22 protein-coding genes, 1 tRNA gene and 3 pseudogenes are annotated in these 25223 nt (G+C 52.0%); 9 read left to right on the top strand and 17 right to left on the bottom strand.

Translation table 11 applies throughout. The annotated features are described in order from the left end of the window. Nucleotides 1–96: 96 nt before the first annotated feature. Nucleotides 97–681, bottom strand: coding sequence for a DUF308 domain-containing protein (locus tag ACL2XP_RS14940; protein ID WP_413733561.1), 585 nt, complete (start codon nt 679–681; stop codon nt 97–99). A 502-nt stretch (nt 682–1183) separates the two neighbouring features. Between ACL2XP_RS14940 and ACL2XP_RS14935 the strand changes: the two genes are divergently transcribed. After that, nucleotides 1184–1783 carry a TetR/AcrR family transcriptional regulator gene (locus ACL2XP_RS14935; protein WP_413733560.1) on the top strand — a complete coding sequence of 200 codons (600 nt, stop codon included), beginning with the start codon at nt 1184–1186 and terminating at the stop codon, nt 1781–1783. Nucleotides 1784–1845: 62 nt separating this feature from the next. Here the strand turns inward: ACL2XP_RS14935 and ACL2XP_RS14930 are convergent, their stop codons facing one another. Both ACL2XP_RS14930 and ACL2XP_RS14925 read right to left on the bottom strand, forming a co-directional pair. Beyond that, complete coding sequence (locus tag ACL2XP_RS14930) at nt 1846–2250, bottom strand: nuclear transport factor 2 family protein (RefSeq protein WP_413733559.1); 405 nt, start codon at nt 2248–2250, stop codon at nt 1846–1848. Between the two features lie 27 nt (nt 2251–2277). Beyond that, on the bottom strand, nt 2278–2817 hold the full coding sequence (locus tag ACL2XP_RS14925; RefSeq protein WP_413733558.1) for a nuclear transport factor 2 family protein: 540 nt from the start codon (nt 2815–2817) through the stop codon (nt 2278–2280). Nucleotides 2818–2945: 128 nt separating this feature from the next. Between ACL2XP_RS14925 and ACL2XP_RS14920 the strand changes: the two genes are divergently transcribed. From ACL2XP_RS14920 to ACL2XP_RS14900, 5 genes are all read left to right on the top strand, one after another. Next, nucleotides 2946–3839: a LysR family transcriptional regulator gene (locus tag ACL2XP_RS14920; RefSeq protein ID WP_413733557.1), complete on the top strand. Its 894-nt coding sequence runs from the start codon at nt 2946–2948 to the stop codon at nt 3837–3839. A 390-nt stretch (nt 3840–4229) separates the two neighbouring features. Further along, nucleotides 4230–4970 carry a hypothetical protein gene (locus ACL2XP_RS14915; protein ID WP_413733556.1) on the top strand — a complete coding sequence of 247 codons (741 nt, stop codon included), beginning with the start codon at nt 4230–4232 and terminating at the stop codon, nt 4968–4970. A 472-nt stretch (nt 4971–5442) separates the two neighbouring features. Further along, on the top strand, nt 5443–6216 hold the full coding sequence (locus ACL2XP_RS14910; protein WP_413733555.1) for a YdcF family protein: 774 nt from the start codon (nt 5443–5445) through the stop codon (nt 6214–6216). Between the two features lie 22 nt (nt 6217–6238). After that, the gene (locus ACL2XP_RS14905) at nt 6239–6610 is read left to right on the top strand and encodes a hypothetical protein (RefSeq protein ID WP_413733554.1); all 372 of its coding nucleotides are present in this window, start codon (nt 6239–6241) and stop codon (nt 6608–6610) included. 82 nt (nt 6611–6692) lie between these two features. After that, entirely contained in the window at nt 6693–6995 is a 303-nt protein-coding gene (locus ACL2XP_RS14900) for an RES domain-containing protein (protein ID WP_413733553.1), read from the top strand. On the opposite strand, the pseudogene ACL2XP_RS14895 reads toward ACL2XP_RS14900, so the two are convergent. The 3 genes and pseudogenes from ACL2XP_RS14895 to ACL2XP_RS14885 all read right to left on the bottom strand — a co-directional run. Next, nucleotides 6988–7065: pseudogene (locus ACL2XP_RS14895) on the bottom strand (hypothetical protein); the annotation flags it as partial. The gene ACL2XP_RS14900 and the pseudogene ACL2XP_RS14895 overlap by 8 nt on opposite strands. Before the next feature lie 56 nt (nt 7066–7121). Continuing rightward, nucleotides 7122–7841 (bottom strand): SDR family oxidoreductase, encoded by a 720-nt coding sequence (locus tag ACL2XP_RS14890; protein WP_413733552.1) that lies wholly within the window; start codon nt 7839–7841, stop codon nt 7122–7124. A 3-nt stretch (nt 7842–7844) separates the two neighbouring features. Further along, nucleotides 7845–8954 (bottom strand): alkene reductase, encoded by a 1110-nt coding sequence (locus ACL2XP_RS14885; RefSeq protein WP_413733551.1) that lies wholly within the window; start codon nt 8952–8954, stop codon nt 7845–7847. Between the two features lie 103 nt (nt 8955–9057). Here ACL2XP_RS14885 and ACL2XP_RS14880 point away from each other — a divergent pair, with 103 nt between their 5' ends. Further along, nucleotides 9058–9969 (top strand): LysR family transcriptional regulator, encoded by a 912-nt coding sequence (locus tag ACL2XP_RS14880; RefSeq protein ID WP_413733550.1) that lies wholly within the window; start codon nt 9058–9060, stop codon nt 9967–9969. A gap of 112 nt (nt 9970–10081) precedes the next feature. Here the strand turns inward: ACL2XP_RS14880 and ACL2XP_RS14875 are convergent, their stop codons facing one another. From ACL2XP_RS14875 to ACL2XP_RS14860, 4 genes are all read right to left on the bottom strand, one after another. Next, the gene (locus ACL2XP_RS14875) at nt 10082–10708 is read right to left on the bottom strand and encodes an alpha/beta fold hydrolase (RefSeq protein WP_413733549.1); all 627 of its coding nucleotides are present in this window, start codon (nt 10706–10708) and stop codon (nt 10082–10084) included. 101 nt (nt 10709–10809) lie between these two features. Further along, nucleotides 10810–11679, bottom strand: a complete 870-nt coding sequence (locus ACL2XP_RS14870) for an NAD-dependent epimerase/dehydratase family protein (RefSeq protein ID WP_413733548.1) — start codon at nt 11677–11679, stop codon at nt 10810–10812. A gap of 101 nt (nt 11680–11780) precedes the next feature. Continuing rightward, nucleotides 11781–12203, bottom strand: a complete 423-nt coding sequence (locus tag ACL2XP_RS14865; RefSeq protein ID WP_413733547.1) for a hypothetical protein — start codon at nt 12201–12203, stop codon at nt 11781–11783. Nucleotides 12204–12296: 93 nt separating this feature from the next. After that, entirely contained in the window at nt 12297–12938 is a 642-nt protein-coding gene (locus ACL2XP_RS14860; RefSeq protein ID WP_413733546.1) for a TetR/AcrR family transcriptional regulator, read from the bottom strand. 143 nt (nt 12939–13081) lie between these two features. Between ACL2XP_RS14860 and ACL2XP_RS14855 the strand changes: the two genes are divergently transcribed. Next, nucleotides 13082–14329, top strand: a complete 1248-nt coding sequence (locus ACL2XP_RS14855; RefSeq protein WP_413733545.1) for an NADH:flavin oxidoreductase/NADH oxidase family protein — start codon at nt 13082–13084, stop codon at nt 14327–14329. A gap of 235 nt (nt 14330–14564) precedes the next feature. Here ACL2XP_RS14855 and ACL2XP_RS14850 read toward each other — a convergent pair. Continuing rightward, nucleotides 14565–15128: pseudogene (locus tag ACL2XP_RS14850) on the bottom strand (tyrosine-type recombinase/integrase); the annotation flags it as partial. A 538-nt stretch (nt 15129–15666) separates the two neighbouring features. Then, a complete protein-coding gene (locus ACL2XP_RS14845) occupies nt 15667–16473 on the bottom strand; it encodes an SDR family NAD(P)-dependent oxidoreductase (RefSeq protein ID WP_413733544.1) in 807 nt (268 codons plus the stop codon). Nucleotides 16474–16644: 171 nt separating this feature from the next. Between ACL2XP_RS14845 and ACL2XP_RS14840 the strand changes: the two genes are divergently transcribed. After that, the gene (locus ACL2XP_RS14840) at nt 16645–17832 is read left to right on the top strand and encodes an MFS transporter (protein ID WP_413733543.1); all 1188 of its coding nucleotides are present in this window, start codon (nt 16645–16647) and stop codon (nt 17830–17832) included. On the opposite strand, the gene ACL2XP_RS14835 is transcribed toward ACL2XP_RS14840, so the two are convergent. From ACL2XP_RS14835 to ACL2XP_RS14815, 5 genes and pseudogenes are all read right to left on the bottom strand, one after another. Further along, nucleotides 17809–20583, bottom strand: coding sequence for a winged helix-turn-helix domain-containing protein (locus tag ACL2XP_RS14835; protein WP_413733542.1), 2775 nt, complete (start codon nt 20581–20583; stop codon nt 17809–17811). The two genes, ACL2XP_RS14840 and ACL2XP_RS14835, sit on opposite strands and share 24 nt — an antisense overlap. A gap of 262 nt (nt 20584–20845) precedes the next feature. Further along, nucleotides 20846–21402: pseudogene (locus ACL2XP_RS14830) on the bottom strand (tyrosine-type recombinase/integrase); the annotation flags it as partial. Nucleotides 21403–21564: 162 nt separating this feature from the next. Next, nucleotides 21565–21640 (bottom strand) — tRNA-Asn (locus ACL2XP_RS14825). A 128-nt stretch (nt 21641–21768) separates the two neighbouring features. After that, entirely contained in the window at nt 21769–23109 is a 1341-nt protein-coding gene (locus ACL2XP_RS14820) for an anaerobic C4-dicarboxylate transporter (protein WP_413733541.1), read from the bottom strand. A 161-nt stretch (nt 23110–23270) separates the two neighbouring features. Next, a complete protein-coding gene (locus tag ACL2XP_RS14815; protein ID WP_413733540.1) occupies nt 23271–24989 on the bottom strand; it encodes an ABC transporter ATP-binding protein in 1719 nt (572 codons plus the stop codon). Nucleotides 24990–25223: the final 234 nt, after the last annotated feature.

The following is a 25223-nucleotide window of genomic DNA, read 5'->3' as shown; positions in this document are numbered from 1 at the left end:
TGCTAAACAGGGGCATTGAATCAATCCAGGAATATGCGAAAGCAAGGAAAACTAGCCTCCCTCAGGACATTGCGACGGTCCAGTGGGCGGCTTTGTTCAGCGGGCGAGCGCGTTTGACCGTTGACGGGCGTTCTTGACGGTCAGCCAGATCGCCGAAATGAGGAAGTACAGCACACCGAAGCCCGCGTAGGGCGCAACGATGGACACATCCAGCGGGATGCCGCTACTAGCCTGCTTAAACATGAAAACACCGGCCAAGGCGGACTGCGCGCCGCTGAGGATCATCGCCCATTGGCCGCCTGATGTCTTCCAGCGACGAACGGCGGTGGCCAGTTGCAGCAAACCAGAGAAGATCGCCCATATGCCGAACACCTTGATCGTGGCCTCCATACTGGTGGTCAGCGCCCAGCCGATAGCAATAGCGACGACGATGCTGACGATGAAGTTGAATTTCTGCGGCGGATTGGCGCCGAGGCCGCCGTTCTTCCTGGCGTCAATGTAATTGGCTAATGCGTCCCAGGCCGGATATAGGACCAGCAAGACCGCACCAATGGTCGGGTTGTGCTTGCCGATGAGGACCGCGAGTACTATCCAGGCGACTGAAACGCCTGCCCGCAGAAAATAGTAGCTCTGGAGCCACCGGTTCTGTGAGCTATCAGGGGTAGAGGTGGCATTTTTCATGACGGTTCTCCATGTGGTTTGGACGGTCTATAAAATAAATTCGCAAATATACCAATCAGTTGGTTAATAAAGCGAGAACGGCCCCTTCTTGAAGGCTGGGGGATGCTGGCGTATACGCAGGACACCTAATCAGCGAATAAGGGTGAACGCGGTCCAGGCCAATGGCTTAAAACTACCTAACGATAGGTAGTTTGTCAACCGGCTATTTTGCAAATTACGGCAAGCGTGGTTCCGTTACGCTCTGGTTTAAGGCGCTTTGGCAGATACCCCAAGCTCATTCATCAGGCGATCTGCAGACGCGGCACTACTTGCATAGACGAGCGGGGCAGTCCAAAAAGCGGGGATAGGTGTTCGGGAATAGGGGGCCTAAACCAAAAATTTTCGTGGCAACATTCATTTTAAGCTATTTATCTTGACATTAAGACTACCTCCTAGTAGGTTTCCGTGCCAAATGGTTAATATCTGCCAATTCATTAATATCTATTACTATCGGTCCTTTGCTATGACTGCTGAGCGTTCACAAAAAGCAAACGAAATCATTTCATATACAAGACAATTACTGACATCTGGTGGTTACCGGAGTTTCAGCTTTGCTGATATTTCGGAAAAGGTAAATATTCGTAAAGCAAGTATTTATCATCATTTTACCAGTAAGGCGGATCTGGTCAGGACTGTAGTTGCTCAGTATCGTGCAGAGGCACAAGCGGGAATGCAGATACTTAACCATAAGATAAATGATCCGGCGGCCGAACTTCAGGCATACGCGGATTACTGGTCAACCTGTATCAGGGATGGTTCTTCTCCGTTCTGTATTTGTGTCATGCTGGCCGCTGAGTTACCTACGCTGCCCCCCGAAGTCGCTGCTGAAGTTTCCGGACATTTCACCGATCTTTCCGACTGGCTGGCCGCTTTACTCAGAAGAGGAGAAAACAAAAACGTATTTCAACTTCGCGACATTCCTTCCGCTGAGGCTAATCTGTTAATGGCGACGATACACGGTGCAATGCTGGCGGCGCGCGCCTTTGATGATGTTGAGATCTTTCAGCAAATTGTGCAGCCATCGATCAATAATATCATTCTTACCACCATTCACCACCAATGAGCTGTGGGGCACCGTGGCATGCCGGAATGGCATTAATTAACCGCCAGCCGGGTGCCGAGTGTTTATACCCTCTTAAAAAGAGCATCCATTATATATGAATCGTAATACCCCCAGATTTTTGTGATTTGCCTGTTTTCTAAGCGTAGTACCCAGCAGTATTGCATATTAAAATCCGCGCCGTTTTTTCCCTTGCCGTCTGTTGCGTGGAACTGCAGGCAGGCAAGGTCACCGTCGACAATCATCGTATCGACGATTGGAACAGGCCATGACTCCAGTTTGTCATCAAGCCGTTTAAGGAGTTGGTCGCGATAAATTTCCTTTCCCTTATAGCTTCCAGAGATCGCTGAGGTGCCCATTGCATTGAATTCCAAATCGTTATGTAATACAGCCATAAAATTATCTCCCCATCCCTGATTTTTAATCGACTGAAAAAGCGACGTCAGAAACTGGCGATTCTCTTCACTCATAATGTTTTCCTGTAATGGTTAATAATGCTAACGCGTAGCTTTGAGAATATCTGACAGCCCCTGTGTTAACAGCTGCCGCGGAGCATCAGTCCCGTCGGCAGGAAGAAGGGTTCTGCTGCGTATTTTCCAGCGTCCGTCATGACGCTCAAGTTCCCAGCGGTTAATGACAACCCGATGGATACGGTACCCGGTTGAATAGCCATGATTAGCCATCTCGCGTAGTTCACCCTGATTATCCAGATGTAAAAGTTGCAAATAAGAGGTGACAATTGCCTTATCGCCGCGTAAGTCGATAAGCGGTAATCCGGCAAAATGCGCCAGTCCTCCTTTAATCGCCTCCTCATGAGCCGGCCTTAGAATAAATGCCGCTATAGCGTCCACACCTTTTGCTCCATCCATTCCCACACCGCGATTAAAAACACCATCTTTCATATAGACTGAAGCGGTATATTCAGCGAGGCCGGTATCTGCACTGGGAGGATGAGAGGCGATAAGTTCATAAATAGCTAATTTGTCTTCTATCGTCTGAAGTCGCTGCTCTACAGTATGCCGATTTTCGTCAGCCATAGGTCATCCCTCTTGTTTTTACAAACTTGCCTGAAACGGTTTTATTATTATAATTATTCTTTTTAGCTACACAATCCATCATAAACTGAATACAGTGATTAGGCATACTTATCAATAAAGGGCTAAAAATGATTAGTCGTTCAGATTTTTTGGCGCTAAACACTTTTATTATGGTCGCGGAGAAATTGAACTTCAGGGCTATCGCAGACAAGTTGGGCATATCCGCGTCTGCTGTCAGTCAGCAAATAAGCGGGCTTGAGGAGCGCCTGGGTCTGCGCCTTTTCAACCGCACGACGCGTTCCGTGAGTCTCACTGAAGACGGGAAATTACTTTATCTTCAAACCGCTCAATTACTGGAGAATCTTGCAGAGGCGCTCACACAAGCGCATGCCAGAAGTCATATTATTAAGGGAAATATTCGCATTCATGCGTTTCGTTCGGCTGCGGAGATGTTCCTGGATCATAAGGTACCCGGTTTTCTTACCTCTTTTCCCGATGTGCATATTGATATTACTATAAATGATTCACCCATTGACCTGATCGCGGGAGGATATGATCTTTCTCTGCGACTGGGAGAAGTCCTTGATTCCGGACTAGTTGCAGTTCCCGTTGGCGGCCGGTTACATCAAATAGTGGTGGCCGCGCCGTCTTATCTTAACGCTCATGAAAATATTAAACAGCCAGCAGACTTAAGCCGGCATAATTGTATCGGCTGGCGCTGGCCGGGAACGGTAACCTCTGAGCCATGGCAGTTTTCTTATAACGGCCTGTTAAAAAACATTCCTGTAACGGGGAATCTGGTGGTGGATGATCGCGAGCGACAATATCAGGCAGCCATAGCGGGAATAGGTATCGCCCAGGTCACTGCGGAAAGAGTAAGAGCTCATCTCGTTTCTGGCGCGCTTCACCGTATTCTTGATGCCTGGGAGATTGAGTTCGCCGGATATTATCTTTGCTGGACTTCGGGAAAATCTATGTCTCCGGCGATGAGGGCATTTATAGACTGGTTGCGGCATGAGTAAACGATATTCGTGACCACCCATCCAGATGAAACAACTTAACGGGAGGCGGGTCATACAGGGGATTTGTATCCGCCCGGATGAAGCTTCTCCTGGCCGGCGGCAGCGCCAGTATGGACTGCTGTTTTTCGACCCAAGGGTCGCCTGTCGGGGCTGCTGGTGCAGCCCTTTGATTTACCGGGGATTGGCATTTTTCTCGGCGTCATTGAGATGTCCAGTTATAACCCATTCCCAAAAAAGCCGTGTCTACCATTTAGGGAGAGGTGAGGGGGGGGCGGTTAATATTCATTTGTCTGGTTTTTGTGAAGATCGCCAGCCCGGCATTCATCTCAATATCGTTATCAGTTATGATGTTAACCAAGTCACAAAAATCTGATAGGGAAATGCCGCAACATGATTAACAGTTTCATCCTGATTGTCATCACCACAGCGCTTATGCTGACCGGATGTGCGAAGATTACGGCGGCAACGTCAGCAGCCAAGTCCTCGGTCAATGCAGCCTTGACCCCGGCTAAACCTGATATTGTAGATTTCTCTTCCGGACCTACGGTGGTGACCGTTACCCATGTTCACACTCAGTCAGACGATGGTGTGCCGATCTATGTAACTGTTGATGATACCGATGCCGGTATTCTTGCTATAGGTCAAACCGTTGAGTTGCACGTCAGTGCGGGTAAACATAAAATCGGCGGCTATGCACGTTCTTTAGTGGGCCGTGTAACCATTCCTGCGGTAGAGGTGACGACGGAACCGCTTACCGAGCAGCACGTCAATTATTCCATAATGGGTAAGACGCCTAAATTCTCAGTCGGCCCGTCTACTAAAGTAATCTTTAACGCACCGGCTGCAACCGCGCCGACGACAACCACTACGCCAGCAACCACCTATACGCCGACAACTACCGCTACCACGACGCCAGAAACGGCAACCCCGGCGGCGGCAACCGCGCCGACGACAAGCACGGAGCCGGCAACCCCATCCACACCGACCACGACCACGACGCCAGAAACGGCAACCCCGGCGGCAACAACCGCGCCGACGACAAGCACGGAGCCGGCAACCCCATCCACACCGACCACGACCACGACCACGACACCAGAAACGACCACACCGGCTACCACGATCACCGAATAGAGTCGATGCCATCAACGTGCCGAATCAACGCCGCCTGAGGGAGAGAGTCTGTTAGGCGGCAAGAATATCGTTGCCGTCCAGTGAACGCGGGGATTCCTCTTCGACGGTGGCCCGAACCTGCAATTCCGCTATAACGGCAATATAATTCGCATGGTTGGCGCGGATGTTTTGCCGTTGCCCTGGAGAAAGGTTTGTCAGTCCTACCTAGAGGAGTTAAAAACCAGCAGTTATCTGATGTAAGCGCTGCGGGTAATGACTCTATCTTTAATCTGGACAACACCTGAATATCGCGGATGGTCCCTTGTTAGCGCCTCCCCGGATGAAACCAGACCAGGGCCCATTTTCCCGTTAAGGTCGCATTTTATGTTTATCCCCGGAGCCTCAGTCGCCAAACAGGCATGTATTCTGTTATGCCTGTATATTGCATAAGTAATGCATAACGCCATCAGTAATCAAAACATAAAGGACCCGTATGAAGCTGGCTGAACATGAAATTGATAACCTCAACATCCTTGCATCATGGCTTGCCGGTAATGACGTAAGCTGTACCGATACCCTGCAGGCGGATATGGCAATACTTGCCGGACATGCCATCCTGCCGAATATTGAAGGTGCGTTTGAATACGTAGCGAGAACCGGGATGTTCATGCTGCTCAGCGGTGGCATCGGGCATTCTACCGTTTTGTTGAAAGACGCTTTGAGTACCAGCCCACGTTATGGAACAATTCAAATCACCCCCGAGAGTGAAGCCGGGATGCTGGCAGAGGTGGCGGTTCAGGCATTCGGTATCGATCGAGAAAAATTGTTGATAGAAGATCGCTCACGCAATTGTGGTGAAAACGCGGCGTTCAGCCTCAAAACATTGCAGAAGCGTAGAATATTTCCTGAACGGATAGTGTTAATTCAAGATCCGTTAATGCAGAGGAGAACCACCGCTACCTTCGAACACGAATGGAGAAAAGCAGGGTTTAAAACACATTTTATCAGCTGGCCGGTCTTCATTCCTCAACTGGTCTTAGAAGGCGGCAAGCCTGTTATCAAAGGCGCCAATAATCCGTCAAAACTCTGGACTCCGGAACGTTACGTTTCGATGATAATGGGTGAAGTTAGACGACTCCGTGATGCGCCCGATGGATATGGGCCGCAAGGTACGGGATTCATCAGCCACATTGATATTCCCCATAACGTTGAAAAGTCCTGGCAAAGCCTGATGAGCAACGCTGAATTTGCCAGCGCGATACGCTAGTCCTGTCGGGCATGCACATGCTATGAGTGCATCACTTCAGAATCCGCCGAGCGTTCAGTTCCGCGAGCCCAACACCGCTTACCTATCACCCGCGGGAGTAGGGGATTTTTTTGATTTCCGAATCCAGGAACTGGCTGAGCGTGCTCATGTGCATCGCAACCCCCCTTCTTCACGGCCTCAAGCACAGCAATTGCAACAGTATCTGGTGGATCTGGTGCGGGTTCTGGCCGTGGCCACTGAGATGACGGGAGGTGCGCAGCAAGCCGTTTTCCTTATCCGCAACGAACCCCTGCGCGCGTTCGGCTACAAAACCGCTGATGCTCTGCTCAGAGATGGTCGGGCCGATGATATTATCGCCTATCTGGAATCACTCGCCGGCGGTGCCGCTGGATGATTGACGTTATTCTTGATGGCGGGCGGTTCCCGGCGTTCTATCGGATTATTGTACCGGCCTTTGCCTTTACGCCCTTTCCGGCATGGGTGCAGCGAGGCAGGGTGGACGCTTCAATCGTCCTCGACAGGAAGCGCAGTACCTGTCGGCCGACGAGGTAACCGCGTTGGCCGGATACAAGCAGGATAACCCCTGGCTGCAGCCTGGCACGATTTGTACTTTTTTCGCCAAAGAACTGCGGGTGGCCGATTTGAGCGCCGGATTCGACCCTGAGTATTGGGGCGACCTGTGGGCCGACTTTGCCGTCGACTGGCGCACAGAACGTTTTGGCAACCAATCTCAGCGGGAGAGCTGTCGGCCGGGAGGATCACACGATCGGTGTCTTTGATACCGTCGCCGCTCCAGGCTTCCAGCTTTTCATGATCATTGGGCGAAAGGGTGGGAAACCATTGGCGCACTCTATCGGACTGGCCCTGTTATACGGGATACTGGCATTCGCAGGTGAAATACAGCCTTAGTTAATCAAGGCTCCGCCATCGATATCCACAACCGAGCCAGTAACAAAAGGGTTTTCAATAACGAATAAATAACCTTTTGCCAGATCTTCCGCGTGCCCAAATGTTTTTGCCGGCAGATTTACCGCTGCCCTTGAGAGCATTTGTTGACGAGCTTCCGGAGCCATACTGGCGTAAGCCTCGGTGTCTGTCAGCCCGGGGCTGATAATGTTGACGCGCAGTGGCGACAGCTCTTTTGCCAGTATTTTAACTGCCGCTTCCAGCGCCGCATTCATGGCGGTTTTGACCATTGTCCCAGGAACCGTCCGCCGGGCGAGGAACCCGCTGGTCAGAGTCAGCGTGCCGCCTGGATTAATGTTATCGCTTAAATAGCGTGAGACGGCCAGGCTCCCCCAAAATTTGATATCAAATGCTTGTTTCGCTTTCTGAAAATCAAGGGAGGTCAAAATCCCGCCAGGGGCCTGAGAACCCGCTGTAACGACAATGTGATCCACTTTGCCCAGCGTCAGGCTCAAATTCTTAAGCTGCCCCTCATCAGCAATATCAATTTCAACAATGTCCACTGCGGAGCCGGTTGTCTGAAGCCTCTGGCTAGCATTACTGAGTTTATTAGCGTTGCGACCGGCAAGAATAATATTGTCGCCCCGTTTAGCCATTAACTGCGCAACGGCAAAACCAATTCCCGTTGCACCGCCGATAATCAATGTTCGTTGAGTCATAATTTATACCTCTGTAACAGGTAAGTACGGATAGTCGGTGTACCCCACTTCGGTGCCGCCAAACAGCGTGGCCGCATCTCCGATACTTGCCAGCGGCAAGCATTCTTTCAGCCGACGGGGCAAATCCGGGTTGGCGATAAATGGACGACCAAAAGCGACAAGATCTACCACGCCAGCCGTCAGCAGTTTCTCGGCTTTATCTTTGGTGTAATTCCCCGCAACAATAATGGTACCGCTAAAGGTGGCGCGCAGCGTTTCACGAAATTCATAGGGTACCTGTGGCGCATCATCCCAGTCGGCTTCCGCCAGATGAATGAAGGCGATGCCTTTTTTCCCGCACCAGGCCGCCAGTACCAGAATGGCTTCAATAGCCTGCGGATCGTCCATGCCGCGCTGGGTAATGAAGGGGGCCAGACGGAGCCCGGTGCGATTGGCGCCAATGGCGTCACTAATGGCCTCCAGTACTTCCTGAGCAAAACGTACGCGATTGGCCAGACTGCCTCCGTATTCATCGGTGCGTTTGTTGGAAGTACAACGCAGAAACTGATCGATGAGGTAACCGTTACCGCCGTGTACTTCTATCCCGTCAAAACCCGATTCAATGGCATTGACGGCCGCCTGACGATAATCCGCAATCACCTGATTAATATCATCATGAGTTAATGCACGGGGTACCGGACAGTCGACCATATGCCCAATACCTTCGCTGTCGACCACCCAGACCTGCGCGTTCGGTGACAGTGCAGAGGGCGCTACAGGTTTGCCGCCGGGGTGAAAACTTTCATGAGACATACGCCCCACGTGCCATAGTTGAGAGAATATTTTGCCGCCAGCTTGATGGACGGCACTCGTGGTGAGTTTCCATCCTGCTATTTGCTCTGCAGAGTGAATACCCGGTGTCCAGGAATAACCCTGCCCCTGGGGGGAAATCTGCGTTGCTTCGGTAATAATCAAACCGGCGCTGGCGCGCTGGCGATAATATTCTGCCATCAACGCAGTAGGAACATTGCCCGGTTGCGCTGTCCGTGCACGTGTCATGGGCGCCATGACAATTCGATTCTTTAAATCAACAAACCCGACACGGGCGGTATCAAAAATCGTACGTTGCTGCATTCTTTTATTCTCCAATGGAATACGTTCTGTCTTGACTTTACGTCCAGTACGCTGATTTGATAATGACGATAATAATTGATGGTATGTTCAGGAAAAATGAATAATGGGAAAACTCGAAGATGTGGCATTGCTGGTCGCAGTTGTGGAAGCCGGCGGGCTGGCCGCTGCAGGCAGGCGAATGAACCTTTCTCCGGCGACTATGACTGCCAGGCTGAAAGCGTTGGAAGAACGTTACCAGACCAGGCTGTTTAATCGCTCCACCCGCGCCATAGCGCTGACTCGGGCCGGCGAGGAGTTTTATCACGCGGGGCTCAGGGTGCTGGAAGAGATGGCGCAAGCAGAATCAAAACTGACCCAAAAGGAAGGGATGCTGAGCGGCAGCTTACGCATTTCCGCACCGACAGATTTTGGCTGCCAGTATCTCTCTCCTGCGCTCTTAGCATTTTCCCGTCAATATCCAGAGGTGAGAAGTTCCGTCTATCTGAGCGAAAACGTGGTGGATTTAATTGCCAACCGGCTGGATATGAGTATTCGTTTCGGCAACCTCCCCGACAGTAATCTGGTGACGAAATTCATTCGCCCTAATCACCGGGTTCTTGTCGCGTCAAACGCCTATCTGGAGACATATGGCATACCGCAAACAGCGCAGGATCTACATGCGCACCGTTGCCTGGTGCTGGAACAGCGCGGTACGTTAATGAATGAATGGCGCTTCGAAGCCCAAGAGAAATCCTGCGTAGTTAGGGTTTCGCCAGCAATGATCTGCGAGGATGGCGCACTGCTGCGCCAGTGGGTCCTTGCTGGGGCAGGTATTGCCAGCAAGTCCTGGTGGGATGTAAAACGTGATATTGAGCAGGGAAAGCTCAAGGTTCTGCTGGAGGATAGCTTTATTGGCTTCAGCCGCCACGATAAAAAGCAGGTCGGCCTGCAATTTGTTTATCCGCAGAGGCGTTTCCAGCCATTGCAGGTCACGACATTTAGCGCGTTCTTTATCGAGTGGCTCAAGAACGAATAAAATATCGTATAGATAACATACTGAATTTGCCGAAATTTATCGAAACAGGAGAAGTTTTCCGGAAGGCTTGCCGATTATGGAACAGTATTCGGGTGAGTGGCGCATTCTTCTGTTATTTAAGAAAATTCAAGATAGTCATGACGACTTTTTCCGGTTGCTCTTGTTGAACCCAATGACCTGCTCCTGATATCGCCTCAACGGACTTCATATGGGAGCAGGCTGTGTTTTGCATTTTTTGTAAGGCACCCGGTAACTGGAATGCTCCCCAATCTTTCTCTCCATAGATAAAGCACGAAGGTACATCAATCGTACGCCCTGCAAACAGGCCCAATTCGTTTTCGTGGTCGGCGAGAAAACTGCACCGGTACCAATTCAGTCCGCCTTGAAATCCGGTCCTGCGGAATTCTTGAACAAAAAATTCCAGGCCGTCTTCGGTCAGCCATTCACAGTTTTCTATCTCGACAGACGTTGGGGTATAAGCGCCTATTGCATCCGGCATGCCTTCGTTCAATCCCATGATGTAATAGGATGGCATTTTGACCAGTTCCTGCGGAGACCATGAATTCAACGTAAAGGGTGAGTTTCCTGCCCAATCCGCACTCTTGACGTGAAAATACGTGCGTAAAAATGCGGATAATCCCATCCTGGAATTGATCATGTCATCATTAGCTTCACGCGTGCAGTAATAGTGTTGGTAGTGTTTTTTGGGAGGGGAAAGGGCGGCAAGAAGTTGTGCCATATCAGGCTCGTTTAACGCTTCCTTGCTATCGCCTCTAAGATGCGGCGGCCCATCGAATGGCGCGCTCATCAGGACAACTGAGCGGAAAATATCTGGACGGATCAGGGCACAGTATGCCGCGACCGGGGAGCCAAAGTCATGGCCCACAACCGCCGTAATGGCGTTCCCCGCCTGGCGTCAACGCGACTGTTGCAGCCCATGGCGGCAGTCCAGATGTGACCGAGTGTGGACACGCCTTCTTCTAAATCCGTGAAGGGGCGGGACGGCACGCCGAGAGCTTTGCCGATGGCTTCGCTGATTGTCTTGAAGTCACACTCCGATGCAGCGATGTTGTATGCCCCCCGCGCCTGCGGATTGTCAATAACAAGGGGGTAAACCGCGGCGAGGTCATCAATGTACACATTGCCATAACGATTTAGCCCGGGGGCTGAATATCCAGCGAATCCGTGCTTGAGTGCGGCACGGAACAATACGGGAAGTTGCTCGCTGGCGCCCTGACCGTAGATCATCGAAGGGCGGATAATAACGGTCCTGAGGCCTTCCCCATCCGCTTGAAGCACCTTTTGATCAATCGAGAATCGGTGCTGCATCGGTAGTAGTGGTGTCCAGCCATCCTGCTCGTGATGAACAACCTCGTTAAGGGCTCCTGCTTCAAGGCCCATATAAATGCCGGTTCCACTGGTTCGTACGTAAATTTTCCCCGTTCCAGAGAGGATATCAAGGAAGTGTTCTGCCGATTCCGCATGATCGGCTGAGGCGGTGTCGACAACGGCATCGATTCCCTCGCATGCGGAACTCAGGCTGTTGCGGTCATTAAGGTTGCCGACTTGAGCAGGAATGCCCATTGCGAGGATTGCTTTTTCGCTTCGGGCGCTGTGTGCCAGGCCGATTACGTGGTGTCCGTGAACTGCGAGCGTGCGGGATACTACCGCTCCAATGTATCCGGCTGCGCCGGTAACGAGGATCTTCATCGATATCTCCAAATCTGATTAGTTGGTAGAGCAGGGGCCGGCGATGGCAACAGCCACCGTCAGATCAATCCGAGCCGATTAGTTTTGTGGTCAATCGAAATTTATCCCGGCGGCAGCGAAGTATTAACGCTGTCCAGGAACTCAACTGTGCTGAAAACTAACTCGGTATCGCCGATGTTCTCAAGATCGTGCAGCAGGTACTCGCCTGCGCTAAAGGTGAAGTGCTTGTTGTCGCCCGCGGCGTAAGCAACGATTCGGGTTGTCCCATCTGAAGCGTGCTGTAGACTGCGGCCCGGCTCGATCGCGACCCAGAAGTAGTCCAGGACGTGCCGATGAGCGGGCAAACGCTCGCCTGGTCTTAGCCGGATTTCCCACAACCGGGCACGTTGGTTTTCGCTTAGCAGGAGGGCACCAACCTGGCCATTGAATACGTTGGTCTTAAACTCCTGCCAAAGTTCATCGTTCCAGCCCTCATAATCGGTGCCGATGAGCTCGCTGGTGAGTTCATTGCTGTTAGTTGACATCTACTTCGCTCCTTTTCAGTTGCGATGGATCGCTGATACCGTAACGCGCCCGGCGGGTTACGCATCCGGATTTGCGCCCTCCATGAAATGTCCCTAGCGAAGAAGCTGGAGCATGTGTTGCGCAGCGTCTCGCGCTTGCCCGACAATTTCATCTTCTGAGGGCAGGCGTACCCCCAGTAGTGCTTCGTCGTAAATACGCGCCTTTAATAGCCCGGCAAATATCTGAGCCGCCGCGTGCCTGTCGTGAACCTGCCAGCCTTCATGGTCTGCCCAAATGTCGAGGTAGCCAGCGAACTTGGCATCGCGTCTTCCGGTCGTTTCCTGTAGATAGCGGCGGCCTAACTCCGGAAAGCGAAGCGCATCGCGGGTGACAACCCGATAGAGCGCCAACTGATCGCGGGACAAGACGTGGCGAAGGTATTCTTCTCCGATCCTGGGAAACGCTACAGACGGCGCATCCTTGTACCAGGTTGGCGTGCTCTCCTCTCCGCTGGCATCAGCACCTGGCATATTGCCGCATGCGGCTTGCATGACCGCGCTGAACAAGTCGTCCTTGCTCTCGAAATGCCGGTACAGCGTTTTAATAGATACCCCGGCATCGGCCGCAATCTGATTAACCGATGTTTCCGCATAGCCGGAACTTAAAAAGGCCTTGAGGGCAGCATCGACGATAAGAGCCTGCTTGCGTGCCATCAATGTCGCTTTGGGGTTGTCGGCTGACCACGTCTTCGCCATCTGTTTCTGTTCCTTAACTCTTGGGTTGACAAATCATACGACAGCGCTCATTGTCGTGTCAACGACAGTGATCACTGTCGTGTATCGTTATTTTCAGAACCAGATTGCCTGTCTGTGTGGCGATCAAGCTACCAGGAGTTTTTATGACTAACCCTCTTGCTCAATCTCTCGTTCTCCCGTGCGGCGCCAAGCTTTCCAACCGTCTCGCCAAGTCGGCGATGAGCGAAGGTCTGGCCGATTCGTTCAACCATTCCACACCTAAATTGGAAACGCTCTATCGACGTTGGGCTGGTTCCGGTGCCGGGCTTTTGCTCACAGGTAATATTCAGGTCGATCGTTGGCATCTGGAGCGTCCAGGAAATATCGTGATCGATGATGCCAGCGGGCGCCGCCAACTTGCCGATCTAGCCGGAGCCGGGACGTCGAAAGGCGCGCACTTCTGGGCTCAGCTTGGTCATACCGGACGCCAGGTCAGCGATATAATCAACCCCGCACCGCTCTCGTGTTCGGACGTAGAGATCGATGTGATCAGGAATGCGGGTTTCAGCTTTGCCAAACCCAAACCCATGAGCGAAACGCAGATCCGTCATGCAATCGACCAATTTGCTTTTGCTGCCAGGGAAGTAAAGGATGCAGGCTTCACGGGGCTGTCTCTGCATGCCGCGCACGGCTATCTCATTTCGCAGTTTCTGAGTCCGCTCTCCAACCGCCGAACCGATGAGTGGGGCGGCTCCCTGGAAAACCGGTCACGTTTTCTGTTTGAAGTCATCTCCGCGGTCCGCAGCGTGGTCGGACCGGCGTTCCCGATTGGTATCAAGCTCAACGCATCAGATTTCCAGCGCGGCGGCTTCACCAACGCCGAATGCATCGAATTGGTGAAAATGCTCAATGACTCCGGCCTTGATTTATTAGAACTTTCAGGCGGTTCGCTGGAACAACCCAAAGTGGTCGGTATTGCAGTCAAAGATGAAGGGGAGGATGGGGTGCTTGCGAGTAGTAGCGCTCGTGAAGCCTATTTTGTGGCCTTCGCCGGCGCGGTGCGCAATGTCGCTAAAATGCCAATAATGGTGACCGGTAACTTCCGCAGTGTCACGGGCATGATCGAAGCGCTCGAAGCGGGTGAACTTGATGTCATTGGCATAGGACGTCCATTGATCGCCGATCCGGAAGCACCGCGTCGTCTGCTTGCTGGCGAAATCGAACGCCTCCCGTCCCCGGAAGCGACATTGAACCTGTTCCACATCCTTCCCTGGAACAATATGCAGCTTGAACGGCTTGGTAACGGTCTCGACCCGGAACTCTCCATGAGTGGAGAAACGGCATCCGCCGCTTTCAGCGAATTAGAAGGTGGGATCATGGCTGCATTGCTTGCACAGCGCCAGGTAATGTGAAAAATATTTCCATCCAGAGGGAATCGTATTCATCTAATTTGAATGTATCCGCGACATAAAAATTTACTCTATCGTAAGTGGTCAGCGCTACAGTATTTAGCGTGGCGTGCCATCAACGCTCTGTTGCGAAAGCGCGGGTTGACTTGTTTTTGTAATTGGAATAGCTCATCTAACGCCGGGTTTGTACCCGGCGTTTTTATCGGTTGTTGAATTTAATTATCCTTATTTTTTTCCCAACGATAAGGCGGGACATATGTATTGCTTTAATCTGCTCCAGGGTGGCGACGGCCTGCCGGGGCAACGGCACGATATGCGGCGTGCGCATTTTGGCTCCACGACCAGAGTAGCGAATGCCGGGGATAGCCCCGCGGGTAGCGGGAATGGTCCAGATTCTGTTTCTGAAATCAATCTCTGACCACCAGGCAAAACGCAGTTCACTGGAGCGGATAAACAGGTGAAGCGCCAGCAGAACGGCCAGACGAGTTAATTTCCGTTCCTGCTGATAATGTTCAATTCGTTTCAGAAATTCCGGCCGGCGCTCCAACGGTAGGGCTGGATAGCGGCGCTTAACGGGTGGAGCTGCCACGCCGTCCAGCTTCGCCGCCGGATTGCTTTCGATTAACCCCTGATGCCCTGCATAGCGTATGGCTTTACACCGGTGCAGCCGCGTGCGGGATGCGACTTCCAGCAGACCTTTTGCCTCAATACCTTTCAGCAGGTCGATGAAATTGACCAAAAGGTATAGGCCGTGTGAATCGGAGACTTTGAAGGATTTATCTGAAGGCTTGAGACTGTGGATTTTCGTGTCGTTGAGAGATAGAGGGGGGGCACTCCATTATCGAACCAACCTGACCTCGAATCTGACCACCAATTTTTCCCGATGCGGAGGGAAAACTGAAAACGCATCGGGGAGATTTTTCATGCTAACTTATTGAATCTGAATCACACAGGAATTCGTAAAGAAGCATGAAAACAAGAGGTTTGCTCCCTGACTGGGATCGCCTTTGCCAGTAACTGGCTGATAGTTAAGCTAGAGGAGAATATCTTCTCAGTCAAGACCCCCAAAATGACCACCATTTAGCGGATACTGAAATAGGATATCTGAGTATTTATAATCATCTCTCTAAAGACAAATAGAGCCAATAAGAGTGCTCAACGAAACGGTAAAGTTGGTGTGCCTCTCTCTGCCGGTGGAGCGCACCATTGACAAGTACGTCTGTTTCGCTGTCGCTGACCTTCGATAACCTGGCCGCGTCCCCATGGGTGTCACGGCCGATTTAAAAAACCAGATTAAATTAATCCAGTCCTCAAACATTATTTGAGTTGAATGGAAGAAATTACATAAATCTGTCTGCTCCGCCTGATGCTTCAATTGTCTGTCCGGTAACAAACTGATTCCTTCCAGAAAGTAGGAACGCAGCAATCGCAGCAATATCTTCAGGCAGTCCAAAGCGGCCCACAGGCGTTTTCTCTTTACCCAGTAATGCCATTACCTCTTCGTCTGTTCTGTCAGCCAGTTCAGGACGACGATTGCGGACATTCGGTAGCATATTCTGCGCCCAGTTATCCGTCGCGACAGCGCCCACGCCGATAGCATTGACCAGAATGCCATCCGGAGCCACGCTCAGTGCTAAGCTACGGGTCAGGTTGTTGATAGCCGCGCTCAGCGCGTGTGAGACGGTAAGTTGCGGATTAGGATAGATACCGCCAATAGATGAGATATTGACAATACGCCCCCAGTTTCGTTTCTGCATCCCGGGGATGATCGCCTTACAAAAACGTCGCATGGCGGAAAATTTGGTCTCAGTCATTAACTGCCAGTCTTCTTCCGAAGTGGTTAATAGAGTGCCCGCATGTGCTCTTCCGGCATTATTCACCAGTAAATCAATACGCTGAAAAACCTTTTCCGCATGTTCAACCACCAGGGAAGGTAGTTTTGGATCGGTCACATCCCCGGCAATAGGCAGCACCGAAACACCGTATTTCCCTGAGATTTTTTTCGCAGCCAGAATCAGCTCAGGTTCTCGTCTGGCCACCATGACTAAATGCACACCATTTACGGCCAGTTCTTCACAAATGCTGAAACCAATTCCGGTTCGGGCTCCGGTTACCAGAGCCACTTTTCCCGTCAGTTTTAAATCCATTTGTCGCTCCTCAATTAAGCACAGTTAATAACATGAGCAGTATTAGTAACAAATCTCTATTTCAGGAGCTTGTGCATCAGAATTCAGACGTCTGAAAAAAACGGTCAAAGAGTTGGGAGTCGCCTCTGCTTATACTCCAGACGACATTGAGTTTAGAGCAAGGAGTGGTCAATGCGTAAGGACAATCACGAGCTTTCTTCTGCCAGGATTCTGATGCTGGCGATTATTTGCTGTATTGTTGTAGCTAATATTTATTTTAATCAATCTGTCCTGAATTTGATTGCTAGATCCTTTCCCAATGAATGGGAATCTGTTTCTTTGATCCCCATGGCCACCCAGTTAGGCTATGCGGTGGGTTTATTCTTTCTGATCCCTCTGGGCGACTATATTGAACGTCAGCGGCTTATCCTGCGTCAAGCGCAGATGCTTTTCGTGGCACTGATAGGCATGATGTTATCCCCCACGGCGACAGTGTTGGTGATCTTCTCCTTCCTTACCGGGATGGCTGCAACAGTAGCCCAACAGATAGTGCCGCTTGCTGCCTCTCTCTCCAGAACTTCTGCACGAGGTAAAACAGTGGGTACCGTGATGAGCGGTGTCCTCGCAGGTATCCTTGCTGGCCGGGCTATCGGAGGTCTTATTGGTCAGTATTTCGACTGGCGCGGCGTCTTTTTGGCCGGAGCGATCATGACATTGCTGGCTATATTTTTCATCTTGCGCATTTTGCCTGCTCAGTCGTTGCCAGCGCCAACGTTTAACTATCTGGCGGTATTACGTTCATTAGGACAGCTGTGGAAAAGCGAGAAGCAGGTGCGCGGTGCAACTCTTACACAAGCAATGCTGTTTGCCTCCTTCAGCGTGCTGTGGACCGTGCTCCCTTTCTGGTTAGCTCATCGCTACGATTACGGTGCAGGGGTAACCGGAACCCTGGCTGCTTTGGGGTTAATCGGTATTCTGTGCGCGCCTCTGGCGGGAAGTTTCAGCGATCGTCAGGGACCATTCAGAATGGTTGTTTTTGGTGTGATACTCATGCTGCTGGCCTGGGTTGTTTTTTGGGGCTGGAACAGTATGGCGGGTATGGTGGCGGGCATTCTACTACTGGATGCGGGTGAACAATGTGTACTGATAGCTAACCAGCACACGATTTATTCTTTGCGTCCAGATGCCAGAAACCGTCTTAATACACTATTTATGTGCGTTATGTTTATTGGCGGAGCATGTGGCTCACTGACTGCCACTTGGGTATGGGAGAGAACTCATAACTGGACGCTGATTTCTGCAGCGGGGGCAGGACTCGTGATCCTGGGGATGTTAATAGCCGTGAGACGTAAATATTCAGGTCTCCATTCGGGCACATAGTGCCATAGCATTTCTTACATCCGTCGCCCTGTCTGAACCATCGACATCGTGTAAAGCGTCCTGTATTAACTGTTTGGCAGCCAATTTTTCCCCAGCTTCAGCCCGCAATGTCGCCAGTGAATAAGCAATACGCAGGGCCCAGCCGTGAGCCTGTTGTTGATGCGCTTTGTCCAGGGCCTGCTCCAACAGCAGGCGTTGCTCCTGAGGAGGTAATTGAGTGGCGGAAAGACGCATCAGCTCAGGCGTGCACCAGTTTTCATGATCCTGACGGGCGGTTTTCTGCGATAGCCCGGTATCAATTTCTGACAACAAGGGGGAATATTGCCAGTCTAATCCCATCGCGCGCAACGAGCTAAACAGTGTGGTTCGACTAACATCGGTATGACTGAACTGTTTGGCCCAAACAAGAAACAATTCGCCATAGGTCTTCCAGAAATACAAATCATGCTTTTCTGCCAGATGAATAAGCCAGTTTGCGGCCTTTATAACCCAACGTGGATTACGATCCAGTGCCGCTGTCATACAGGCGCCTTCAGCCAGTGCACAGCAAAGAGAACAGACATGCTGCAAATGAGCGGCTTTTTTTACACCGCGCCATGCCATCCGTTTAGCGGCCTTATACTCCCCCTGTAACCAGAGTAAACGAGACAGAAAGGCCTGACCGGCGCTCTCTTGATCAAGACCAAAACGGAAAGAGTGACTTAATCCGCCCTGGTCAAACCAGCCAAGAGATTGTTGGAGATAATCACGCCCGACGTCATGATGCCCCAAAAAATGCAGGGATACACCGAGAATACGCAGCCCGGTTGCCAGCGCTTCCTCGTCACTAATGGACCGCGCGAGCTCGCACATAGATTGCGCATGCTCAAGCGCTTTATCCAGTTCGCCAGTACGCAGATAATACAACCATAACCCGTAATGAGCCTGTAAACGTATTTCTTTGTCGTCGAGCTTTTCTGCAAGTGCCAGCGCGGTTTTCCAGGCTGAATGTGTTTTAGGCGTAGGGCCTTTTGCCCAGGTTGATGCCTTACCTGCTACAGCGCTGAGATTCATTCTCTGGCGTAGCGTTAATACTACCTGCGAAGTATTTTCATAAAGCAGAGGATAGATATGGCGCTGACATTCATCGTATAGTGAATATTCAATCCAAAACGGGGTCATAGCCTGTAAGATCTCAAGCCCAGTAGAGGGATCGGCCCCCTCAGTTAACGTTTGCTGTAAAACACTCCGCAAATCATTAAGCCTATGGCTATAGCGTCCACGCCACTGTTCTGTTGGCAGCATAAACCAATCACTTTGGGACTCTTCTGCCAGAACTTTATAATAACCGGCAAAACGGGCCTCAAGAGCGGCATATTCACCCTGTTGCCTGAGTTTATCGCATGCGAACTGGCGCATGGTTTCCAGCAGGCGGAAACGGGTCGCTGGTACCTGAGTACTGACCTGAATCAGGGATAAGGACAGCAATCTTTGCAGATCGTCAACAACCTGCCAGCGATGCTTGTCGTTAATAAGCAGAAAGTCGCTTACTGATTTCACACTGAACATATCGGTATAGATTCCCAGAGAGCAAAATAATCGTTGTTCGCGAGTGTTGAGTAACTGATAAGTCCACTCCAGGGTGGTCAGTATTTTCTGATGCCTGGGCACCAGAGAGCCGTGCGTATTGCTCAATAGCTGGAAACGGTCTTCCAGTCGGCTATAGATCTCTTTGACGCTCATGACTGGCAGACGGGAGGCCGCAAGTTCAATCGCCAACGGCAGACCGTCAAGATGGCGGCATAACTCGCCAATCAACGACAGTTCGCTGGCCGATGGATGGAAATCATGTCGGTTGGCCTGTCCGCGTTCGATAAAGAGGCGGACACTGGCAAAAGTCAGTAGCACTTGGGTATTAGCCCCTTCGCTCTCAGGAACGTGTAATGGCGGTAGTAGATATTGTTGCTCGCCAGCAACCTGTAACGCTACCTGGCTGGTCAACAACAGTTTGATATGGGGAGCCAGGTTCAGGAGCAACGTAATCACTGGTTCAAGTTCATTAATTACATGTTCACAGTTATCAATCAGCAGTAAACATCGACGCCGTGCAAGTTGTTGCCGTAAATCGGCATCATTATGAATGGTGGCCAATGGAAGATGTAGCGCTTGTGAAATAACAGATAGCAAGCTGGATGCTTCGGTGATATGCGCCAGTTCAGCCACACATATTCCATCAGAAAAATACGTGTGTATAAGGCTGACGACTTCCCATGCCAAACGAGTCTTACCCACGCCCCCTGAGCCTGTAATCGTCACCAGACGGTGTTGATGCAATAAGGCGCATAATTCCCGCCCCGCTTGATCACGCCCCAGAATCGACGTCAGAAAAGGGGTGACAGCAGTCTCAGGTATTTCTGATTTAGAGGGCGTCTCATAAGGTAATTTGTTGATATTAAAACGATAACCACAGCCAAATTCAGTAACCAGTAGATGGCGGTCAAGACCCAGTATGCGGCGTATAGCTGAAATTTGCGCCTGAAGATTATTTTCTTCGACGATTTCATTTCCCCACACTTGAGTAAGTAAAGACTCTTTACTTACCGCTTTACCTTCCGCACTCACCAGAACCACCAGAACATCAAAAGCTCTGGCAGAAATTCTTACTGGCTTACCCCGGTGTAACAGAATCCTTAGCTGGGGCCAGATTTGCCAGTCAGCAAAGTGAATCTCATCAATTGATATCATGGTGTTGAGATCTTCTGTTTTGAGCATCACGAACTCTCGGTATGGAGTAAGCCATTTCTAACGGAAGTGGTCATTAGAGTCAGGCTAGGTATTGAATGTGCTGCATCGGCGCATAACTATTCAATACCACTTTGATCGTTAATGATTATAAAACCAATGTTACTCTGTAGCATAGCCCTGCGATCAATCCATTGATGAAAACAGGTATTATCCCTGCCAGCCATATCGCACCAGGCCCGGCTGGAAAAGCACCCACCGTGGAGAGTCATCCGGGCAGGGATTGTCCTTCCATTTCCTGGTGAACGGCATGACGCATGATGTTGCAGATATGCTGCCGGGTTCGGGCCGCTACTTCTAGCAAACCTTTTCTCTCAATATCTTTCAGCAGGTCGATAAAGTGGCGGGTTTTAAGCTCAGTGACCGGTAGATGTCCAATTGCAGGGAAGATAGGGTTGCAGGGAAGATAGGGTTGTTCATGCTGGCAAGCAGACGGGCAGCATGGTTCGCTGACCATGTTTTGTTGCTTTTGTGCCAATCCAATGCCACGGAGTTGAAGGTTTTTTCCGGCGAGCGGGCGGCCCTTTCGGCGATACGTTGCCGGGCGGGATTGATATTCTGCGCCAGCAATTTTCGGATACCGTCACGTTGCTGGCGGGCATCGGCTAGAGAGACATCGGGATCGGCACCTAAGCCGAGACGGGATTCTTTACCATTGATACGGTACTTGATATACCAGAGACGTGAACCGCCTGGATTGATCAAAAGATACAAACCGTGTGAATCGGAGATTTTGAAAGGTTTATCAGAAGGCTTGAGACTGCGGATTTTCGTGTCGTTGAGAGACATATGGGGGTCACTCCATAATCGAACCAACCTGACCCCAAATCTGACCACCAAATTCTCCCGAGGCAGAGGGAAAACTAAAAATGCATCGGGAAGTTTTTTCACGCTAACTTGTTGAATCAAAATCGTATAGGGATTCGCAAAGCGGCATGAAGACAAGAATCTTGGCTCCTCTGACTGGACTCGAACCAGTGACATACGGATTAACAGTCCGCCGTTCTACCGACTGAACTACAGAGGAATCGCTAAGTGGTTCGCATCATAGCGATGGTTCCGTGCCATGTCAAAGGGGGAAACGGTCAAAAAGGTCTGTTTGCTCAGAGAATGCGCATCCCGCCCGCTGCCGGGCGGGATTACGCGGTGGTTCTGTTATAAAAAGCCGTAGGCCGCGGCCAACACCCAGCCGATCACGCTGGACACGCCCACGCCAATCAGTCCCACCAGGATAAAGCTGTGGTTGATGACAAATTTGCCGATATGGGTGGTGCCCGAACGGTCGAACTGGATGGCGGCCAGGTCGCTTGGGTAGGTGGGCAGAATATAATACCCGTAGCAGGCCGGGGCGGACGCCACGATATACGCCGGGTCGACGCCGATGGCCAGCGCCAGCGGTACGATGGCCGCCAGGGCCGCCGCCTGGGAGTTGACGAACTTGGAAACGATCAGCAGCGCGATGGCATAGGCCCAGGGATGGACCTTGATAATGGCTCCCAAATGGGCTTCGATTTCCTTTAAATGGGCGCCGAAGATGGTTTCGGCCATCCAGGCGATACCGTATACCGCCACGATGGCGATCATGCCGGAGCGGAACACCTCGTTTTTGGAAATATCGGCCGGGTTGGTTTTAGTGGCGATGATGATCACCGCGCCGGCGAACAGCATGCACATCTGGATGACCAGCACCATCGACAGCGGCTGGCCGTTGAATACCGGGCGCAGGCCGGGCACCGCGCCCAGCAGGGCGACGATGCCGATGGTGGCCAGGAAGATCCACATGGCGATCCAGTTGCTGCGCGGCAGCTTGCGGGTCAGCAGCGTGGCGGTATCGCCGTAAACATAGTGGCGGTTTTCCGGGTCGGAAATGAATTTCTGGAACACTTCGTCCTTGTCCAGATCCTTGCCGCGGAACCAGCTGAATATGCCGATGGCCAGGATACCGCACAGGGTGGAGGGGATGGTGATGGCCAGCAGGTCCAGGAAGTCCAGGTGCCGGCCGTTAAAGGTCACGTTGCCCAGCATCGCCACCAGGGAAACCACCGCCACCGATACCGGGCTGGCGATAATGCCCATCTGCGAGCCGATGGAACTGGCGGCCATGGGCCGTTCGGGGCGGATATTATTTTTAATCGCCACATCGTAGATAATGGGCAGGATGGTATATACCACGTGGCCGGTACCGCACAGAATGGTCAGGCAGCAGGTGACAAAGGGCGCCACGATGGAAACATACTTGGGGTTGCGCCGCAGCAGGCGTTCGGCGATTTGCAGCATCACGTCCAGGCCGCCGGAGGCTTGCAGGGTGGCGGAGGCCGCCACCACGGCAATAATCACCAGCATGACGTCCACCGGCGGTTTGCCGGGTTCGAGATGAAAGAAAAACACCAGGATAACCAGCCCGATACCGCCCAATAATCCCAGGGCGATGCCGCCTTTTCTGGCCCCGTAAAGCAGGCAGGCCAGAATAACCGCCAGTTGGATAAAAAATTCCATAACTTCCTCAGATGAGTTAACGCAACGTGTTAGCCGCTAATATGTTCCTACAAAGGACGACGTTCGTTGCGTCAAATCTAAGATAATGGTTATTTTTATCTGAAACCGCTGGAAAAGAGGGTTTCACCGCGGGTTAAATTCGCCCATCGGTTATTTTAGGCCTAAGCTGCCCCGAATTGCGCCTGATGCAGCCGGGCATAAGTGCCGTGGCGCAGCAGCAGTTCTTTATGGCTGCCTTGTTCAATAATTCCCTCGTTATCCACCACCACGATGCGGTCGGCATGCTGTATGGTGGCCAGCCGGTGGGCAATCACCAGGGTGGTGCGGCCATGGGACAGCTCCGCCAGCGATTGCTGGATGGCCTGCTCGGTGGCGGTATCCAGCGCCGAGGTGGCCTCGTCGAGGATCAGGATCGGCGGGTTTTTCAGGAAAATGCGCGCAATGGACAGCCGCTGCTTCTGGCCGCCGGAAAGTTTAACCCCGCGTTCGCCCACCACCGTATCGAGTCCCTCGGGCAGGGCGGCGATCAGCTCGTCCAGCCGCGCCCGGCAGGCGGCGTCCCAGATTTCATCGTCGTCGGCGTCGAGCTTGCCGTAGGCGATATTCTCGCGAATCGAACCGCCGAACAAAAAGACATCCTGCTGCACGATGCCGATATTATTACGCAGCGACGCCTGGGTCATATCGCGGATATCAATGCCGTCCACAGTGATGGCGCCGGCATCGACGTCGTAAAAACGCGGCAGCAGCGAGCATAGGGTGGTTTTGCCCGCGCCGGAGGGGCCGACGAAGGCCACGGTTTCCCCGGCCTTAATCGACAGGTTAAGGTTCTCAAGGATGGGCTTATCGGCGCGATAGCCAAACCGCACGTCGCGATACTCTATATTGCCCAACAGGCTGTCCATGACCCGGGCCGCAGGCCGGTCAACGATATCCGGTTCGGTATCGATAAGCGTGGCGAAGCGTTTAAACCCGGCAATGCCCTTGGGGTAACTTTCCAGCACCGCGGAGATTTTCGCCACCGGGCGGAAAAATACCTCCACCAGCAGCAGGAAACCGACAAAACCGCCGTAGCTTAAATCCCCTTTAATCACATACCAGGTGCCGGCCACCATCACGATCAGCTGTACCAGCCGGGTGCTGAGATAACTCAGGGTCATGCTGGTGGTCATAATGCGGTAGGCGCGCAGCTTGGTGGTGCGGTAGTTGTCGTTGTCGCGGGCGAACAGCGCCTCTTCCTGCGGCTCGTTGGCAAAGGCTTTCACCACGCGGATGCCGCCGATGCTCTCTTCGATGCGGGCATTGAAATTACCGACCTGGCGGAACAGCTTGCGCCAGGTGTCGGTCATCTCCGCACCCTGGCGGCTGACCAGCCAGGTCATGGACGGGACGATAATCACGGTCAGCATGGCCAGCGGTACGTGCACCGTCGCCATCAGGATAAAGGCCCCGACAAAGGTCATCAGCGCGATAAACACATCTTCCGGCCCGTGGTGGGCGATTTCCCCCACTTCCTCCAGGTCCTTGGTCACATGGGCGATAATATGGCCGGTTTTGGTATTGTCGTAATAACGAAACGACAGTTTTTGCAAATGGCTGAACGCCTCGCGGCGCATATCGGTTTCGATGCCGACCCCAAGGGCATGGCCCCAATAGTTCACGATCGCCATCAGGCCGGTATTAAGGAAATAGATCAGCAACAGGCCCACGGCGGCGGCGGCGATCGGCGCCCAGTCCTGCGCGGGTAACAATTTGTCGATAAATAATTTTACCGCCATGGGGAAGCTTAATTCCAGCAGCCCGGCAATAATGGCGCAGCCGAAATCAAGCGCGAATAATCCCTTGTAGGGGGCATAATAATTGAAAAAACGACGGAGCATCAATGCATCCTCAAACGTGGTGGTAAAGCGTCGCTGCCCTCGCCATCGGACTCGGCGGGGTGTGATACCTGAATCAGTCTTTCCGATCGCTACGGGGGATACGTCCTGGGACGTAAAGACAAACTGCAAAGCGAGGCTACGGCGTCTGGCCAAAAACCAATCCTGACTAAATGATAATGCCTCTTAATTGGGGGCGGCGTCAATGGAATTGCCCGGCGGGTCGCTTGACAAAAT

Source organism: Sodalis sp. RH21, assembly GCF_047324175.1.
In the GTDB taxonomy this organism is placed as follows: domain Bacteria; phylum Pseudomonadota; class Gammaproteobacteria; order Enterobacterales; family Enterobacteriaceae; genus Acerihabitans.
This window is presented reverse-complemented; position numbering and strand designations above follow the sequence as displayed.

Coding starts and splice junctions, on each gene's coding strand:
- ACL2XP_RS14935 (WP_413733560.1), top strand. CDS start 1,184: ATGACTGCTGAGCGTTCACAAAAAGCAAACGAAATCATTTCATATACA.
- ACL2XP_RS14815 (WP_413733540.1), bottom strand. CDS start 24,989: ATGCTCCGTCGTTTTTTCAATTATTATGCCCCCTACAAGGGATTATTC.
- ACL2XP_RS14940 (WP_413733561.1), bottom strand. CDS start 681: ATGAAAAATGCCACCTCTACCCCTGATAGCTCACAGAACCGGTGGCTC.
- ACL2XP_RS14925 (WP_413733558.1), bottom strand. CDS start 2,817: ATGGCTGACGAAAATCGGCATACTGTAGAGCAGCGACTTCAGACGATA.
- ACL2XP_RS14875 (WP_413733549.1), bottom strand. CDS start 10,708: ATGGCACAACTTCTTGCCGCCCTTTCCCCTCCCAAAAAACACTACCAA.
- ACL2XP_RS14905 (WP_413733554.1), top strand. CDS start 6,239: ATGAGTGCATCACTTCAGAATCCGCCGAGCGTTCAGTTCCGCGAGCCC.
- ACL2XP_RS14930 (WP_413733559.1), bottom strand. CDS start 2,250: ATGAGTGAAGAGAATCGCCAGTTTCTGACGTCGCTTTTTCAGTCGATT.
- ACL2XP_RS14840 (WP_413733543.1), top strand. CDS start 16,645: ATGCGTAAGGACAATCACGAGCTTTCTTCTGCCAGGATTCTGATGCTG.
- ACL2XP_RS14820 (WP_413733541.1), bottom strand. CDS start 23,109: ATGGAATTTTTTATCCAACTGGCGGTTATTCTGGCCTGCCTGCTTTAC.
- ACL2XP_RS14865 (WP_413733547.1), bottom strand. CDS start 12,203: ATGTCAACTAACAGCAATGAACTCACCAGCGAGCTCATCGGCACCGAT.
- ACL2XP_RS14910 (WP_413733555.1), top strand. CDS start 5,443: ATGAAGCTGGCTGAACATGAAATTGATAACCTCAACATCCTTGCATCA.
- ACL2XP_RS14915 (WP_413733556.1), top strand. CDS start 4,230: ATGATTAACAGTTTCATCCTGATTGTCATCACCACAGCGCTTATGCTG.
- ACL2XP_RS14900 (WP_413733553.1), top strand. CDS start 6,693: ATGGGTGCAGCGAGGCAGGGTGGACGCTTCAATCGTCCTCGACAGGAA.
- ACL2XP_RS14880 (WP_413733550.1), top strand. CDS start 9,058: ATGGGAAAACTCGAAGATGTGGCATTGCTGGTCGCAGTTGTGGAAGCC.
- ACL2XP_RS14870 (WP_413733548.1), bottom strand. CDS start 11,679: ATGAAGATCCTCGTTACCGGCGCAGCCGGATACATTGGAGCGGTAGTA.
- ACL2XP_RS14885 (WP_413733551.1), bottom strand. CDS start 8,954: ATGCAGCAACGTACGATTTTTGATACCGCCCGTGTCGGGTTTGTTGAT.
- ACL2XP_RS14855 (WP_413733545.1), top strand. CDS start 13,082: ATGACTAACCCTCTTGCTCAATCTCTCGTTCTCCCGTGCGGCGCCAAG.
- ACL2XP_RS14845 (WP_413733544.1), bottom strand. CDS start 16,473: ATGGATTTAAAACTGACGGGAAAAGTGGCTCTGGTAACCGGAGCCCGA.
- ACL2XP_RS14860 (WP_413733546.1), bottom strand. CDS start 12,938: ATGGCGAAGACGTGGTCAGCCGACAACCCCAAAGCGACATTGATGGCA.
- ACL2XP_RS14890 (WP_413733552.1), bottom strand. CDS start 7,841: ATGACTCAACGAACATTGATTATCGGCGGTGCAACGGGAATTGGTTTT.
- ACL2XP_RS14920 (WP_413733557.1), top strand. CDS start 2,946: ATGATTAGTCGTTCAGATTTTTTGGCGCTAAACACTTTTATTATGGTC.
- ACL2XP_RS14835 (WP_413733542.1), bottom strand. CDS start 20,583: ATGCTCAAAACAGAAGATCTCAACACCATGATATCAATTGATGAGATT.